Origin of the sequence: Paenisporosarcina sp. TG20 (assembly GCF_000286315.1) — a bacterium.
In the GTDB taxonomy this organism is placed as follows: domain Bacteria; phylum Bacillota; class Bacilli; order Bacillales_A; family Planococcaceae; genus Paenisporosarcina.
Genome location: NZ_ALJG01000260.1, coordinates 1 through 14492, shown reverse-complemented (window position 1 = coordinate 14492; position 14492 = coordinate 1). Strand labels below are relative to the sequence as shown.

At 38.6% G+C, this 14492-nt stretch carries 14 protein-coding genes and 1 pseudogene; 11 read left to right on the top strand and 4 right to left on the bottom strand.

Annotated elements, in window-relative coordinates:
* Positions 1 to 696: 696 nt before the first annotated feature.
* From B371_RS0107340 to B371_RS0107330, 3 genes are read left to right on the top strand one after another with little or no spacing between them, the layout of a single operon-like run.
* A complete protein-coding gene (locus tag B371_RS0107340; protein ID WP_019413660.1) occupies positions 697 to 1305 on the top strand; it encodes a hypothetical protein in 609 nt (202 codons plus the stop codon).
* Positions 1306 to 1364: 59 nt separating this feature from the next.
* A complete protein-coding gene (locus B371_RS0107335) occupies positions 1365 to 1616 on the top strand; it encodes a hypothetical protein (RefSeq protein WP_019413659.1) in 252 nt (83 codons plus the stop codon).
* The gene (locus B371_RS0107330; protein ID WP_019413658.1) at positions 1616 to 2056 is read left to right on the top strand and encodes a protein-export chaperone SecB; all 441 of its coding nucleotides are present in this window, start codon (positions 1616 to 1618) and stop codon (positions 2054 to 2056) included. Before B371_RS0107335 ends, B371_RS0107330 begins: the two co-directional genes overlap by 1 nt.
* A gap of 31 nt (positions 2057 to 2087) precedes the next feature.
* Here B371_RS0107330 and B371_RS24460 read toward each other — a convergent pair whose 3' ends face one another.
* The 4 genes and pseudogenes from B371_RS24460 to B371_RS0107320 all read right to left on the bottom strand — a co-directional run bounded on the left by B371_RS24460 (position 2088) and on the right by B371_RS0107320 (position 6262).
* Positions 2088 to 2183 (bottom strand): IS3 family transposase, encoded by a 96-nt coding sequence (locus B371_RS24460; RefSeq protein ID WP_157185165.1) that lies wholly within the window; start codon positions 2181 to 2183, stop codon positions 2088 to 2090.
* Between the two features lie 917 nt (positions 2184 to 3100).
* Positions 3101 to 3296: pseudogene (locus B371_RS24010) on the bottom strand (DNA invertase); the annotation flags it as partial.
* Between the two features lie 171 nt (positions 3297 to 3467).
* Positions 3468 to 4202, bottom strand: a complete 735-nt coding sequence (locus tag B371_RS0107325) for a collagen-like protein (protein ID WP_019413657.1) — start codon at positions 4200 to 4202, stop codon at positions 3468 to 3470.
* Between the two features lie 23 nt (positions 4203 to 4225).
* Positions 4226 to 6262 carry a hypothetical protein gene (locus B371_RS0107320; RefSeq protein WP_019413656.1) on the bottom strand — a complete coding sequence of 679 codons (2037 nt, stop codon included), beginning with the start codon at positions 6260 to 6262 and terminating at the stop codon, positions 4226 to 4228.
* Between the two features lie 643 nt (positions 6263 to 6905).
* Here B371_RS0107320 and B371_RS0107315 point away from each other — a divergent pair.
* From B371_RS0107315 to B371_RS0107280, 8 genes are all read left to right on the top strand, one after another.
* Positions 6906 to 7316 carry a hypothetical protein gene (locus B371_RS0107315; RefSeq protein WP_019413655.1) on the top strand — a complete coding sequence of 137 codons (411 nt, stop codon included), beginning with the start codon at positions 6906 to 6908 and terminating at the stop codon, positions 7314 to 7316.
* A 49-nt stretch (positions 7317 to 7365) separates the two neighbouring features.
* Positions 7366 to 7785 carry a hypothetical protein gene (locus tag B371_RS0107310; RefSeq protein WP_019413654.1) on the top strand — a complete coding sequence of 140 codons (420 nt, stop codon included), beginning with the start codon at positions 7366 to 7368 and terminating at the stop codon, positions 7783 to 7785.
* A gap of 37 nt (positions 7786 to 7822) precedes the next feature.
* Entirely contained in the window at positions 7823 to 8410 is a 588-nt protein-coding gene (locus B371_RS0107305; RefSeq protein ID WP_019413653.1) for an SCO family protein, read from the top strand.
* A 99-nt stretch (positions 8411 to 8509) separates the two neighbouring features.
* Positions 8510 to 9235: a hypothetical protein gene (locus tag B371_RS0107300; RefSeq protein ID WP_019413652.1), complete on the top strand. Its 726-nt coding sequence runs from the start codon at positions 8510 to 8512 to the stop codon at positions 9233 to 9235.
* Between the two features lie 12 nt (positions 9236 to 9247).
* Positions 9248 to 9538, top strand: coding sequence for a hypothetical protein (locus B371_RS0107295; protein ID WP_019413651.1), 291 nt, complete (start codon positions 9248 to 9250; stop codon positions 9536 to 9538).
* A gap of 18 nt (positions 9539 to 9556) precedes the next feature.
* Positions 9557 to 9865 (top strand): hypothetical protein, encoded by a 309-nt coding sequence (locus tag B371_RS0107290; RefSeq protein WP_019413650.1) that lies wholly within the window; start codon positions 9557 to 9559, stop codon positions 9863 to 9865.
* On the top strand, positions 9862 to 13506 hold the full coding sequence (locus B371_RS0107285; RefSeq protein WP_019413649.1) for a multicopper oxidase: 3645 nt from the start codon (positions 9862 to 9864) through the stop codon (positions 13504 to 13506). Before B371_RS0107290 ends, B371_RS0107285 begins: the two co-directional genes overlap by 4 nt.
* A 71-nt stretch (positions 13507 to 13577) precedes the next feature.
* On the top strand, positions 13578 to 14294 hold the full coding sequence (locus B371_RS0107280) for a hypothetical protein (protein ID WP_019413648.1): 717 nt from the start codon (positions 13578 to 13580) through the stop codon (positions 14292 to 14294).
* Positions 14295 to 14492 lie beyond the last annotated feature (198 nt).

The window sequence follows — 14492 nt, the reverse complement described above, 5'->3', positions numbered from 1 at the left end:
TGCATTTAATTTTACAACTAGCCATCACTTAACTTTATAAAAATCATTGAAAGAACTCTGTACAAAATGAAAAGCAATGCCTAGTACAATGGAACTTCATTTTTGAAGAAATGAAAGCAAAGGCATTCGGTCGTCCCCAGATTTATACTACGTAGTCCAGATGAGTTCCGCATAGAGTTTAGGAGTGAGGCATTGGTATTTAAAGTAGTAGGCATCACTAGTTAGTTTAGAGAAATATGTAAAAAATGGTGGAGAAAAATAGACGGACCTAGCGATTTGAGACACATATAAACACCATCTTTAGGCTGCTATATCCCCATATTCTTTTGTGTCTTTCCCAGGGACGCGAAAATAAAATTTACAGTTTTCTTTAATAAAGGTAGGCACAAAACATATGCCCAGTTGGCGGTTTTCATAACACTAGAATAAACACTCCACCGTTCCTGGGATAGACACTAATGTTCCCCAATTTGTGGCTATCCCAGCGACGGCTTACAATAAATATTACATTCGACATGAAACGACAAACCATTGAACATAAATACTGTATAATTGAGTTAATTTAAGTAAGTAATTCCGAAAATAGTCAAACTATTTTAGGGTTCACCAATAAAGTGTTACAGTAGAAACATATAGTAGTTTGCTTTTTAAAGGATTTGCTAACTAAATGTCGAATTGATTAATTAAGGAGCATTCATGTACTCTGAAACTTTATACCATGGCACTAAGAGAAGTAGGGGAGAAGAAATACTTCACAGTCAGCGAATGTTTATTACAAGAGGTAAAAAGCATTGGTTGGGTGATGGAAGTTACTTTTTCATAGAAGACTTATATTCTTATAAATGGATTATGGATATGTTTAAAGATAGACATAAAGAGGAAATATTAAATTATGAAAATCTCATTAATCATTATTTAATAATTAAATCTCAAATAGTAACTCAAAAGGTTAGAATATTTGATTTAACAAAAGCAGAACATAAAATTCTTTTTGATCAAGTGCACAAGTTAATGATTGAAAAGAAAAAGGTTCCCAATGATCAAATAGCAGAAGGAGTAGTTCTGAACTACATGTTTAATGAATTAAGCTTTGCAGAGGATTTTGATATAGTAAGGGCAGTCTTTTGCTTGAATAAAAGTTCATATAATAAAATTAAATCAAGAATTGGGTATATGCCACAAGAACAAGTATGTATAAAGAATTTGGATATTGTCGATAATATACTTGAACATGATTTTAAAGAACGTGTAGAAATGTTTAGCGCATTATTGAGTGATTATTATTTTGGAGTCAATATTTCCTAAAGTACCGCATATAATTACAGTAAAATAAGTATGTGTTATGCTAAAAGGAGGCATTCATTATGGATATATTTAAAAAAATAAAGGAAATTGAAAACCATTTTCATCAAATAACAGATGAAAAATATGAAAAGAATCTTATTAGTGCAGGATTCGGAGAAATTGAACACAGCAATCAATCGCAAATGCAAATAATTACTGTAGAGTTTCAACAAAAAGCTAATGAAGTTACTTACTCAGCAAAAAAGAGTAATTATAATTTTGAAAAACTTCCTAATATGATAACTGAAAATGTACTATGGGTAGCTTCATAATGGCAGACAATTTAAAGAGTGGATTAAGATTTATAAACTATCAAGTAAATGATGTTGAGTTCCATTTAAATAATGACTATGTAGAGAACTCAATAACAGTAGATTTTAATATTGAAAGATTTGTAGAATATAAAGATGACGATGAAAATACCATGTATGTAACACTAATATTAAATATATTTGAACATGCAAAAGAAAAAAATTTTCCATTTTCGATGAATTTAGATGTCACTGGTATATTTCAATTAGACAATATCGACATTGATAAAAGAGAATCATTTGCTGAAGTTAATTCAGTTGCAATTTTGTTCCCATATTTAAGATCTTTAGTGTCTACATACACAGCAAATTCAAATGTTCCTGCTCTAATTTTACCACCAATTAACGTAGTGAAACTAATTGAAAATCAGGAGAACATGCTTAAGGAGAGAAAGAATTAAATTATATTTGTCGAAAACTGGATTGTCAACACTAAATCAAACACTTTAAAGGGTCTAAGTTTTTGTATTCAACCGGACTTAAATGGCTAAGTGAACTATTCGACCGCTTGTTGTTGTACCAATTCATTTCGCGACCCTGGAATGATAGAAGTCCGATTATTTACTATATAGGCATAAATATATGAATACCATCAATCTGCTTTTGACTGATGTCTGGTAGAGTAGAACTAAAAACAGGGCTGTGCGAAAAGTCGTTTGAAATGACTTTTCGCACAGCCCTCTATTCATTTTGAATGGCTATGATTATCTACTGATGATTTCCGTTTTAGGCGGACGCTTTCCGCTTCAATCACTTAATTTTATAAAAATCATTGAGTCGTTCGTGGACGTGAAAATAATATTGACAGCTTTCTTTAACATAGGTAGGCATAAAACATATGTCCAGTTAACGGTTTTCATAACATTAGAATACACCCTTCCACCGCCCCTGGGATAGACACCAATGTTCCTCAATTTGTGGCTATCCCAGGGACGGCTCACACCATTCTAAAAAGTCTGGCTGATTTCCTATTGCGGCGGACGCTTTCCGGGGGCACCGCTTCAGCCGCTTCGGGCCAACAGGGTGTTGGTCACGAAGGCGTTGCCTCGCGTTGAGGCGTTCTTAGCTTTTGTTCCATTTACGCTCAGTCCAGGGTCTTCAGCTAGTGCTGTTCCCCCAGGAGTCGCCGCCTACATTCCAGTCAGCCTACTGCTCTAAAGAAGTAAATTAAAACCTTTCAGTAAAATGAAAGGTACTACACTACAATTAAAAAATAGATGGAGAAAAATCACTCATTTTTCTCCATCTATTTTATTTTAGGGACTTAATTGGACAGCCCATTTTTAATAACTAGTAAGACTAGCAATCCAATTCTAGGCAGCTGAATAGAATTAAGAGCACAAGCAACTATGAGCTAGCAAGTATTTACCTTGAGGAACAAATTGAAAATAATATTGACAGTTTTCTTTAATATAGGTAGACACAAAAAACATGTCCAGTTAACGGGTGAGATTCTCTTGAAGACTGAGAAACCCAATGCTTTGATTATTCAAGTTATTGACAAGGTCAATTAAATCTTGCATGTTTCGATCCACTCATCTTATCGTGAGTAATTTTTACACATCTATATTGAGTTAGGGCATCTGTTTGCAAATCTAAGTTTTGTAACCCAATTGACACCCGTGGATATCCAACTAACACAGTGATTTCTCATTTCCATATAATCCTAAATCATTGGTAACAAAAGACTATGGAAGAATGGTTAATGAACATAGATTAATAGGCGGAGTTTATTTGTGGCTATCCCAGGGACGGCTCACACCAAAAAAACGACCGAAGATACAAATTCGGTCGTTTTTTACTTCTCTATGTTTAGCCGACTTGGATAAGTTGTAATGTCGCAATATGGTAACTAAAATGTTCCTGTAATTCAGCAACGAGCTTTACAACGTCACCTTCTTGTAGAGAAAACAAGTCAGTGGAAGCGAGAGTAGTAGCAGTGGTAGATTGGGTCATTGATGATTCTATCGTTATTGATTCGTTGACTTTTATGTGAAATCTTGAAGGTGTACAGGTTATGGCGTTAGTGTTCAATATCACTTTATAGCTAATTTGATATACTCCTGCTTCTAATACCTTCAAGCCTTCTCGAAGTAACTCAATATCTTGCAAAGGTCCTGGCATGACAAAAATCACAACACCAGACACGAAACTTTCTGAATTACAAATTCCAAAACCATGAGCAAATTCTAGCCTACCTGGTGGTCCTTGAATTCCTTGAATTCCTTGAGCACCTTGTTCTCCTGTAAATCCTTGTAACCCTCGGTTACCTTTATCTCCTTGAATTCCTTGAACACCCTGGTCTCCTTTAGGTCCTTGTAACCCTTGACTCCCTTTGTCGCCTTGAATTCCTCGGGGTCCTGGGTCTCCTTTAGGTCCTTTAATTCCTGGAGAACCTTTTAGTCCGGGAGGGCCTTGATTTCCTCTTTCACCTTGTATTCCTTGCTCTCCTTTGGGTCCTTGGGGGCCTTGATAACCTCTAGGACCTTTTGGGCCACGCTCGCATTTACAGCTTTTAAATCCATGACATTTTGGACATCTATCCATGTTTCTTCTCCTTTCTTTCTGTATTAGGTTCGTATATTGAGTGGAATATTGGTGAGTGCTCCACCTGAGCTAGATTGAATGGTAATTACTCGGGTTTCATCAGGCTCTATATTAGATCCTTCGATTCGATACGCAAAGTCACCAAGTGAATCTACAGGTACCTGTGAAAGGAGTGGACCTGAAGGCGATGTACCAATATAGATTGAAATAGTTACTCCGGTCCCAAGTACATCGGATGTGCCCGTAATTCTCCATTCTGCATCACGAGTTCGAAACTCTGCTCGTGTAACAGTTAAGTTCTCAGAAATAGATGTCACTTGGACCTCATCAGACGAAATACCTCCAGGTCCTATTACTGTTAATGTGAAAATCAATGTTTCAGGTTGTGTTGGGAATGTGAAAGTGGCTATTGATGAATTTGCATTTGCTAATTGAACAGTAGTTCCTGTAAGTTGTTCCCATTGATAGCTTGTAACATCACCGGTTGCGCTTCCTACTAACTGAACAACTGTTCCTTGTTGCACGGCTTGATTTGGTCCCGCATTAGCAGTCGGTATTGGAGCAAATTCTATAACTGTAATCATTACTGTAGAGATAGATGGGCCTCCCTCGCCGTCAACTGTTAACTCAAAAATAAGAGTCCCAGGAGTGCTCGGGGCAGTTAAAGTGGGTGTAGGGGTAGTAGGTTCTAGTAGAGTAGTTGGCGTACCAGATAACTGAATCCAATTATAAGATATTATCGGACCTGTAGAGTTGGTCCCGTTCAGAGTAACTGGTGTACTGATTAGTACTGTTTGATTTTCTCCAGCATTGGCTGATACAGGGATCGGACCATCTGAAGACCCAGTTATTGAAACTGGTATGGTTCTCTGTCCTTTTGCGTCAGAGTTTATGGTCACAGTAGCAGGAGTATATATAAGATTTGTTGTGCTTACCCCATTTTGTGGAATATCTATAACTCCAAATCCAAAGTCTTCAATGGATAGGATGGGCGCACCAATAGTATCGCTAGATGTAACAACAATCGTCAGGTTTTGTGTATCTGTATCATAGGTGGCAGAAGCGGTAATAAAATCAACTGGTACAACTTCCTTTATACTGTTTGGATTATCACTCAAATTTGTAACGGTAATGGTGCTAGGGGGTCTTTCCCCTGTAAATCGAACGCGAGCAAAGTACTGTCCATTGAGACCATCTAGTAATGTAGTGTCGAAACCGCTACCTGTGACACTAATCGTTTGAGCAGTGTCATCTGAAGTTGCAAATACATCTAGAAACCCTCCTGAGTTTTCGGTTTGTGTATAAGTAGCTCTCTCTACATCAACACCTGAAATCGGTGAAATGGTACCTAAGACAGTGAAAAGTCTTGTTTCAATCGTATTGTCCGCATCAAACTCAGGGTTAGATGATCGATCAGGGGAACCAATACCAATTCCCGGACCTTCAATTCTGAAATAGTTTTGAGGTTGCCCAAATTGGTCAATGAACACACTTCCTACTATTGAGTGTTCCAACGCTTGGTTTCCAATATATCCTTCCGGAGCATTTGGCGTTTCGTTAGGATCCCATCGCAAGAAGGGATGTACTCGATTATTCGGAGCTAGTTCAAAACCTCCGTTTATTCCACCAATATCTTCTGTATAGTTAATCTCTCCAAACCCTTCTCCATCAGGCTCGGTAATGAAAGTGTCTACTCCATATGGATGTGTCACAGTGTATTCTACATTTGGCTGTAATCCATCAATGCGAATACGAATTCGACCAAACACAATTTGATCACCAATTCTCGGGACTTCAGTTACAAACGCTGCTTCTAATGCTAAAACAAGCCGAGCCCTTTCACCAGTACCAGTTGTTAGTTCAGCCTCAACCTGGCTATAAAAAGCTTCAGATGGATAATTGTCAGGAAAAGAAACCGGTTGTGTTGGGTCAGGTAAATCAGCAGGGGTGATGCCAGAGAAAGGATCAGCAGGGTCAACGTTCAGTTGAAGACGTAAATTGTTATTATCTTTATACCAAACAGGAAATCCATCAAACGCATTAATTGGTCCAACTTTCATGAATGCTAAATGCCTCCTTAATTTATTTAGAATTTAATAACTAAATCAATTTCACAATACAAAATATGGAAATAAAATCCGGACAAAGTTGATTTCCGCTCCATGCGGACACTTTCCGTGGGGCCCGGCTTCAATCTCCTCGGGCCAACAGGATCTTGGCCCGCGAAGACGTTGACTTGCGACTTGGTGTTCTTAGTCTTCGTTCCATTGTGCTTCTGCGGTTACTCGTCGCAAAGATACTGGCTTTTGGCAAAGCATCTTTCCTGCGGGGCTTTCTAGCCTCATGCTATTCCCACTGGAGTCGCCGCCTTGCGCTACAATCAAACGATATCTGTCTAAAAAAACGGATAATTATCGAATTAAGGAGTTATGAATTTGACTCAACTAGGACGTGAATCTAACGATTGTGAATTAGAGGTTTTTTCAAGAGAATTCTAAGTAGTTCTATCAACTCTAATTATCGTCTCTTATAGTTATCTTGATTGTAGTATATGAACTAGTTGTAGGAAAAAATAGGCATTTTTACGTCACTTGTCGGGTTTCAATTTTATATGCATGATGTCAAATTATCTCAAGATGGTATGGACAAGTTACTGAGGTTCTGTATTCTACATACAGTAAGTAGATGTGGGGGTATGGCTAAATGTCAATCTTGCTCTTATTGTATTTGGACATAATGATTGCTATTGGTTTCTATTTATATGTACGTAACAACAAGAGATTGATTGGGTTTCAATTAGGAATGAATATTTGCGTGGCTATGGGCGGAATGGTAGCCCTATTTATGGGTGTATTACTTATTCAACAATTTCCTTTTCATTTCACTTGGATAACCATTATTTCCACATTAGTAGGAATGGTGGCTGGAGCATTCTATGGAATCTTATTTGATTACCAAACATTTGTCACAGGGTTAACCAATGGCGTTGTTATTGGATTAATGTCACCGATGATTGGAACGATTATCGATATGCCAATCGTTTTTAACTGGTTTATTCACGGCTTTTTTATTTTACTTTTATTCACTATCATTATTTCAATTAAAAGGGCGTGATGGAGCCTTGCTAATCATCATTTTACTATGTCTGTGGAGTTTAACTGAATTGACAACAGTTTACAGGATGTTTAAAAAGAAACATTTATTATTTGATGATCGATTTACTAAGACCATGTGCATGGCCATTACGATGATATCCTCATTTGCCTTCGCGCTATATCTGGAACTATTACTTCCTCCAGAGCAAAGATTCTTTTACATTCTGCCTATCCTAGTTGGGTTAATAATTGGTTGGAGATTCTCTGCAATTATTAAAGCACCAGCTACTCTAAATGGCATTTATAATGGCACACTGGGTGGAACAATGGGAATGATGCTCGGCGCTGTTTTACAAGATCCAGCCCTGTGTAACATCCCGATTGTATCAGAGACTATGATTGCAACGAATATGTATAGCCTTGCAATATTCACCGCTTGCCTTCATGCACTCATCTGTCATTTCATTCGTTATTCATTTAAGGCATAAAATCTGGTTTTCTAAAGTGTTTGGAAGGGAGGTACAAATGAAACGTTTTGTCACCGTGCTTATAGTAGGGTTTGGAGTCATGGCTTTGCTTTTTTTTCATCCACAATCAATTGATTTGCCGAAACTTGGGACTGTAAAAGAGTGGACACTAACTGAAGTCAGAGGTGAAGATCCATCTGTCCTAGAAAAACCGAAATTAGTTACATTCTTTTATACAAACTGTCCGGATATTTGTCCGACTACCATGTTTGATTTAAAGGATTTGCAGCAACTAATGAAGGAAAAAGGAGTATCGGAAGATCAGTATCTGATTGTATCGGTCACAGTAGACCCAACCTACGATTCCAAAGAGAGAATCATACAGTATAAAAATGCTTTAGATATTTCTAGCACTAACTGGTTGTTTTTAAGAGGTTCTGAAGAAAAAACAAAAAAATTCACGAAATACTTTAATTTTTATTATGATAAAAATCAAGATGGATTTCTTACTCATTCCACAACCATGTATATGGTTGATTCACATGACCAAATAAGGGCCCGACACGATATGTCAATAGGTGGGAAAAAAGTAAATATTAAAGAAGTTGCTGACCATCTACAGCAGTTAATTGAAGTGTCTAGGTAGAATTATCCCGTAAATCCCCAATAACTTAGACATGAATTTACGCTGAATTCATAAGAAACCATAAATTGGGGGAGAGCAATCATTTGGAGGAACTTTATAATGCAAGAAGAGATTAACTTGGCAACAGACAAGAAAGCTGAGGATAGATTGTTAATTTCTCAAGCGTTTTCGTCACCAACGAGTGCAGTTTCCTCGGAAGAAACAAGAATACTGACAGAATATATTAATCAGAAAAACTTGTTTCATGTAACAAATCAAGATGAAACCCGCCGAAAACCCCTTGTCCTAAAACAATTTTTTAAAATGAAACGAAATCAACAAGTCGTTGTTTCTTCTGTTGTGGAAAACGATGTGACTGTGAAGATAGAAGGAAAAGTCGCCACCATCGGAAGAGACTTTGTCATGATAACGGATTTACAAAAACGCATTTGGATTCCTTTTACAGCTATTGGTTCTGCAACTATTCCCTTCGGCTTTCCTACCTATTCGAACACCCACCAACATTTTATTTATGATAACCAGTTGCAACAAAAACTCGTGCTTAAGTTCGGTGAAACAGTATCAAAAAAAGAAGCACTTAAACAACAGTTCTTTGAAGAAACGTTACAAACAAATCTCGATTCATGGGGAGGTATGTGGGTAGAAGTGAAAACGGCTGATCGCAATGTCTTTGGAAAGATTTTAGAAACAACGAAAAAAGAGTTGATTCTAACATTTTTCAAGACAGAAAGCATAATCCCACTCCATGAAATTCGACATGTCTCCACGATGCGATTTTACTTCTTATGGAAAAATGTATTGAAATCTATGTTTAATAAAATGTAGGAGGTTATATGATTGACACAAACAGAAGACATCTTGTTTTTAGAGCTACAAAAGTTAGTAGGGGAAGAGATGTTGGTAATTACACGAGCCGCACAGCTTAACCTGTTGGGTCAAGTATTTCGTCCGCTGTTCGCTGGTACAATCGCCGAAGTGCACCCTGGGCATCTGACATTGTCACCAGTCATTATTAAAATGGTGAATGCCCCATTTTATATTTCCCCGTTTCCACTAAGTATTCCGTTTGAGCAAATCGTTTCTTACTCAACCGAAATTCCTAGTGACGAGGTGTTCCCATTAGCATAGATAAGGAGGCAATCGAGAATGACTAACCTGAATGCATTTGGACTGATTAATGATAAAAGAGAAGATGCCCTCGTAACGCATTTTAAGCGAAATATTGGGCGAAGAGTCTTTATCCTAACTGAAGCATTTCCATTTATGTTTATTGGAGAAATTAAAGGGGTCATGGAAGATATTGTTGCACTGGATGTAGAAACAACATCCGTACCAGCATTAGAGGGAAAAGAATGGAAAGTGCATATCGATTCTATTGATGTGTTCTATATTGAAACGGGCATTGGAGCAAAAATTCCTCATTTAAAAGATAATTCGGTAGAGGATGCTACATGATTAGAAAGTACCATGTAGTAGCTATACCTATTCGAATCGTTTTGAACACATTTGGTGATCACAACCCAAATGGAATGATGTACGTATTGAAAGAAAATGAACAAAAAATAAGAGATTTAGTTAAGAAAAACCCATTTTCTCCTATAGAACTTGTTCGTCCTCTCGTCATCAGAGCAAATGAAGGAGAAATAGTGGAAATTCTTTTTGAAAATAAACTGAGCTTTAACACAAGCATGCATTTTCAAAATGCAGAGTATGATGTATGCCAATCTGACGGAGCAAGCGTTGGATTAAACGAAGACAGTACGGTTGCACCTTTTGACTCTACTGTATATCGCATTCACGCCATCAAGGAAGGCGTGTACCTCTTTTCTGATTTAGGCAATCCGGCAAGCGGTGAAAAAGGGTCTAATTCAAATGGATTACTAGGGTCGTTATTTGTTGAGAAACGCTTTTCCTGGTGGACTGATCCCGAGACCGGAAAGACGATGAATAGCGGGGTATATGCCGATATACACCATCCATTGTTGCCTTCATTCCGGGAGTATGCATGGATTTTTCATGATGAAATGGAAGTGAATGATTTAACAGGCAACCGCCCGATTAATCATTTGACAAATCAAGAAGAGGAATCATTTCACGGGGCTAATTACCGATTTGAACCAATCAATAGACGTCAACAGCTTATCGCAGAAGGGGTCGTTTGTCCGAATTGTGAGGGGGAAGAAGTTCATCATGACTCATGGGTTTTTGGAGACCCGTCTACACCAATTCTACGGGGATATGTTGGGGACCCGGCGAGAATACGTGTCATTCATGGTGGGGTAAAGGAGACGCACGTTTTCCATTACCATGTCCATCAGTGGTTGAGTGATCCACAAGATCTCAGTTCGGAAATACTTGATGCGCAATCGACCAGCCCTCAGACCCACTATACAATTGAGCCACTTTATGGGTTAGGGAGTTTGCAAGGATCCTTTGGCGATGCAATCATTCACTGCCATCTTTATCCACATTTTGCAGCTGGCATGTGGGGATTGAACCGTGTGTTCAATACGCTTCAAGATGGCAGCCAATGTTATCCAAACGGTGTTCCAATTAAGTCGCTGCAGCCATTACCAGACCGAAAAGCTCCACCAAAGCCAACCAAATTAAAACCGGGATTCCCGAATTTTATTCCTGGTAAAGTTGGTTACAAGGCGCCACGTCCTCCCCTTGGCATAATAGGTGGAAGGGGATTGACTGAATTGGAACGTAATGCGGCGATTGAAAATCCTAAACCTGGGGCTGTATTTACGGATCCTTGTCCTGAAAGTGCGATTGATCAAGTATTTAACATTTCGTTAATTGAACTGCCGATCACGTACAACAAACAGGGGTGGCATGATCCAAAAGGACGTATTTATATTCTGGATGAAGATTTAGAAGATGTTTGTTCAGGGAAAAAAGAGCCTGAGCCGCTAGTCTTTCATGCCACTGCCCATACGTCGTATCACATAAATTTCACGAATAGATTGCCTCATATCCTCGATGGGGATGCATTCCAATTGGTGACAAGAACGTATGAAACAGGGTGTCATGTACACTTTGTGAAATTCGATGTACTCGTAAACGATGGTGCGAATGTCGGATGGAACTATGACTCCTCCGTCTTGCCAGGTGAAACCATACAGTATAAATATTACGCAGATGTAGAGTTAAAAGCGTGGTTCTTCCATGATCATTTATATCCAAACGCTCACCAGCAGCATGGGGTTTTTGGAGCGGGTGTTGTTCATCCACGCTTCACAAAATTTCTCAACTCGACAACAGGAGAAAAAACCAATTATGGCACTCAGATCACTTCGCTAAACCCAATAATTCCAGATTACCGAGATTTTGTGTTATTTGTTCAAGACTTCGCATTGTTGTTCGATAAAAATGGTATGCCGCTTAATCCTCCGAAATTTCCAGGCTCTAATGATGACCCAGGTTTATTTGGCGTTAACTATAAAAATGAACCGCTACAATTTCGTCTAGGTTCGGATTGTGACCCAGCCTATACATTTAGTTCTTACGTAAATGGCGATCCGATCACTCCCATCCTAAGAGCATACGAAGGAGATTCCATTCGTATTCGTCTCCTGCAAGGGTCTCAAGAAGAGTCCCATAGTCTCAATATTCATGGACTTAGATGGCTGAGGGAACGTCATAATTTAAATTCTAAAATGGAAGAGCAGCAACATATTGGTATTTCAGAGTCTTTTACGGTGGAGACGTATATCCCGAGATCTGGAGATTACTTATGGGCTTTTGAAACAGAAGAAGATTTATGGAACGGGCTTTGGGGGTTAATTCGAGCTTATGATGAAAAGGTGCCTGATTTAATACCTTTAACGGATCGTCCGGTTCCTTTGAAGCGATCAAAACCATTGCCAGAGTGTAATGGAAAGAAACCGCCACGAGCGGCAGATCCTACACGAATGCCAGTTAAAAACGGACCGGTACGTTACTTTGATGTTGTTGCTTTTCAGATTCCTATTATGTATAACGATTACGGAGACTACGACGCACATGGAATTGTATTCAGTCTAAAGGAAGATATGGATGCCATTCTTAAAGGGACGAAAAGACCGGAACCTCTAGTGATTCGTGGGAATGTTGGGGACACTGTAGAAGTAACAGTAACCAGTCTATTGAAAAAAGAACTATTTCCTTTTAAAGATGGGATTTACCCATATCCAACTGTCAAACAACAGGCCTATTACCCACCCTCTCTTAGAATCTCTCTGCATCCCCAATTAATTCAGTATGACGTGAAAACTTCAGCGGGTGAAACTGTTGGATTCAATGGCGATCAAACTGTTGGGCCAGGTGAAAGTAGAACGTATCGATGGGAGGTAGATGCTCAAGTTGGATCTTGTGGAATGTGGGATATGGCCGATATTCGTAACCACAAATCACAAGGGGCTTTCGGAGCTTTTATTGCTGAACCTCGTGGTACTGAATATTTAAATCCATATACACTAGAACCTGTACGAACAGGCGCAAGCGTTATACTACGTAATGCGCTTTTACCCGATATAAGAGAATTTGTGATGATTATGCATGACGGAGTTAGATTATTGGATAAAAATGATGACGTCATTATCGATCCTCTTGCCGGAGTTTTACTTCCTCCACCACCTGAAGAAGTGGAAGAAGTCGACACGTACGATCAAGGGTCTCGTGGTTTTAACTATCGAAATGAACGGTTAATAAATCGATTTTTAGAGAAGCCGGTGCTTCATGACTTATTCAGTTCACGTGTTTTCAAAGATCCTGCTACCCCATTGTTTGAAAGTTATGTGGGAGATCCGGTAACGATAAGATTAATTACGCCAGCAGAAAGACGAAGGGCTCATACATTTCACCTTCATGGCCACCGATGGCGTTTTGAAGCAATGAATATAAATTCTCGCACTGAATCTTTTAGTGGATTCAACATAGCAGGTGGCAATCAAAACTTAGAATTACTCGGTGGAGCGGGTGCTTATAAAGGATTCCCAGGTGATTATATGTATCGATCTGGCAATATCATGTGGGATATCGAGCAAGGCATGTGGGGAATTATGAGGGTGTACAATGAGTTGAATAAAATTTTACCACCGTTAGAAGAATAGTGGTCTAGGGAGAGAAGAATAGTTTTCTTCTCTCTTTCTACATATAGTATGTATAAAGGAGGTGTGAAAAAATGAAAAAAGAAAATAGTTATACCGATACAAGTAGAGTAGGAGAACATAGTTTAATTAATGATTTTTGTATTCCAGAAGCGTGTTGTCCTGAACGATTCCCTTCTCCCAAACTTCCTTCCCCGACTGACTGCCTTCCACCAAATGCGTTAGAAAAAGTTCTTGAAGAAATTGAAGCTGCTAATGAACTACTATTGGATTTAGCGTTAGATAGTGAACGACCGATAAACGAAACCTACCAAAAAGTTTTTGATGGATTAATCGGCCTACGAGTTGAAATCACAAATGGTCTAGGGGAGACTGTCGAAGGAAAAGTCACTCTATCTGGATTTGACTTTGTTAGTCTTCAGGAAGAAGAAACTAGATTAATTTACCCTTATAGCCAAATAGAAACGATTAAACCTTATGCCCTGTATGCAGAACCTTTCCATGACCCAGAACTAAGTCTAATAGATCCTTGTTTTAGACGAGATTTAACGTTCAATTTCGGTGATGTCGTTTCCTCTTCTCCAGAGTTACTTCAATTATTCTTCCGAATTCCCTTAGACGTGTACCTGCTACTTTTTAAAGAGAACCACGTACAAGTCAAGATGATTGATTCAACTATTGAAGGAATTCTATCAGATGTATATAAAGACTCGATTACATTGGACCAACAAGAAAAAACAACGATTATTCAACGGGAAATGATTTATCTCGTACGAATCAAAGAAAAATAGAATCAAATACAGGGCTGTTCGAAAAGTCGTTTGAAATGACTATTCGAACAGTCCTCTATTCATGTTAATTGGCTCTGGTGATTTCCGTTACAGGCGGACGCTTCCCGCTTCAATCACTTAATTTTATAAAAATCATTGAGTCGTTCGTGGACGTGCAAATAATATTGACAGTTATCCTTAACCCGACTTTCGGCAGTT

Coding starts and splice junctions, on each gene's coding strand:
- B371_RS0107325 (WP_019413657.1), bottom strand. CDS start 4,202: ATGGATAGATGTCCAAAATGTCATGGATTTAAAAGCTGTAAATGCGAG.
- B371_RS24460 (WP_157185165.1), bottom strand. CDS start 2,183: ATGAATTGGTACAACAACAAGCGGTCGAATAGTTCACTTAGCCATTTA.
- B371_RS0107305 (WP_019413653.1), top strand. CDS start 7,823: ATGAAACGTTTTGTCACCGTGCTTATAGTAGGGTTTGGAGTCATGGCT.
- B371_RS0107315 (WP_019413655.1), top strand. CDS start 6,906: ATGTCAATCTTGCTCTTATTGTATTTGGACATAATGATTGCTATTGGT.
- B371_RS0107280 (WP_019413648.1), top strand. CDS start 13,578: ATGAAAAAAGAAAATAGTTATACCGATACAAGTAGAGTAGGAGAACAT.
- B371_RS0107340 (WP_019413660.1), top strand. CDS start 697: ATGTACTCTGAAACTTTATACCATGGCACTAAGAGAAGTAGGGGAGAA.
- B371_RS0107300 (WP_019413652.1), top strand. CDS start 8,510: ATGCAAGAAGAGATTAACTTGGCAACAGACAAGAAAGCTGAGGATAGA.
- B371_RS0107335 (WP_019413659.1), top strand. CDS start 1,365: ATGGATATATTTAAAAAAATAAAGGAAATTGAAAACCATTTTCATCAA.
- B371_RS0107285 (WP_019413649.1), top strand. CDS start 9,862: ATGATTAGAAAGTACCATGTAGTAGCTATACCTATTCGAATCGTTTTG.
- B371_RS0107290 (WP_019413650.1), top strand. CDS start 9,557: ATGACTAACCTGAATGCATTTGGACTGATTAATGATAAAAGAGAAGAT.
- B371_RS0107320 (WP_019413656.1), bottom strand. CDS start 6,262: ATGAAAGTTGGACCAATTAATGCGTTTGATGGATTTCCTGTTTGGTAT.
- B371_RS0107330 (WP_019413658.1), top strand. CDS start 1,616: ATGGCAGACAATTTAAAGAGTGGATTAAGATTTATAAACTATCAAGTA.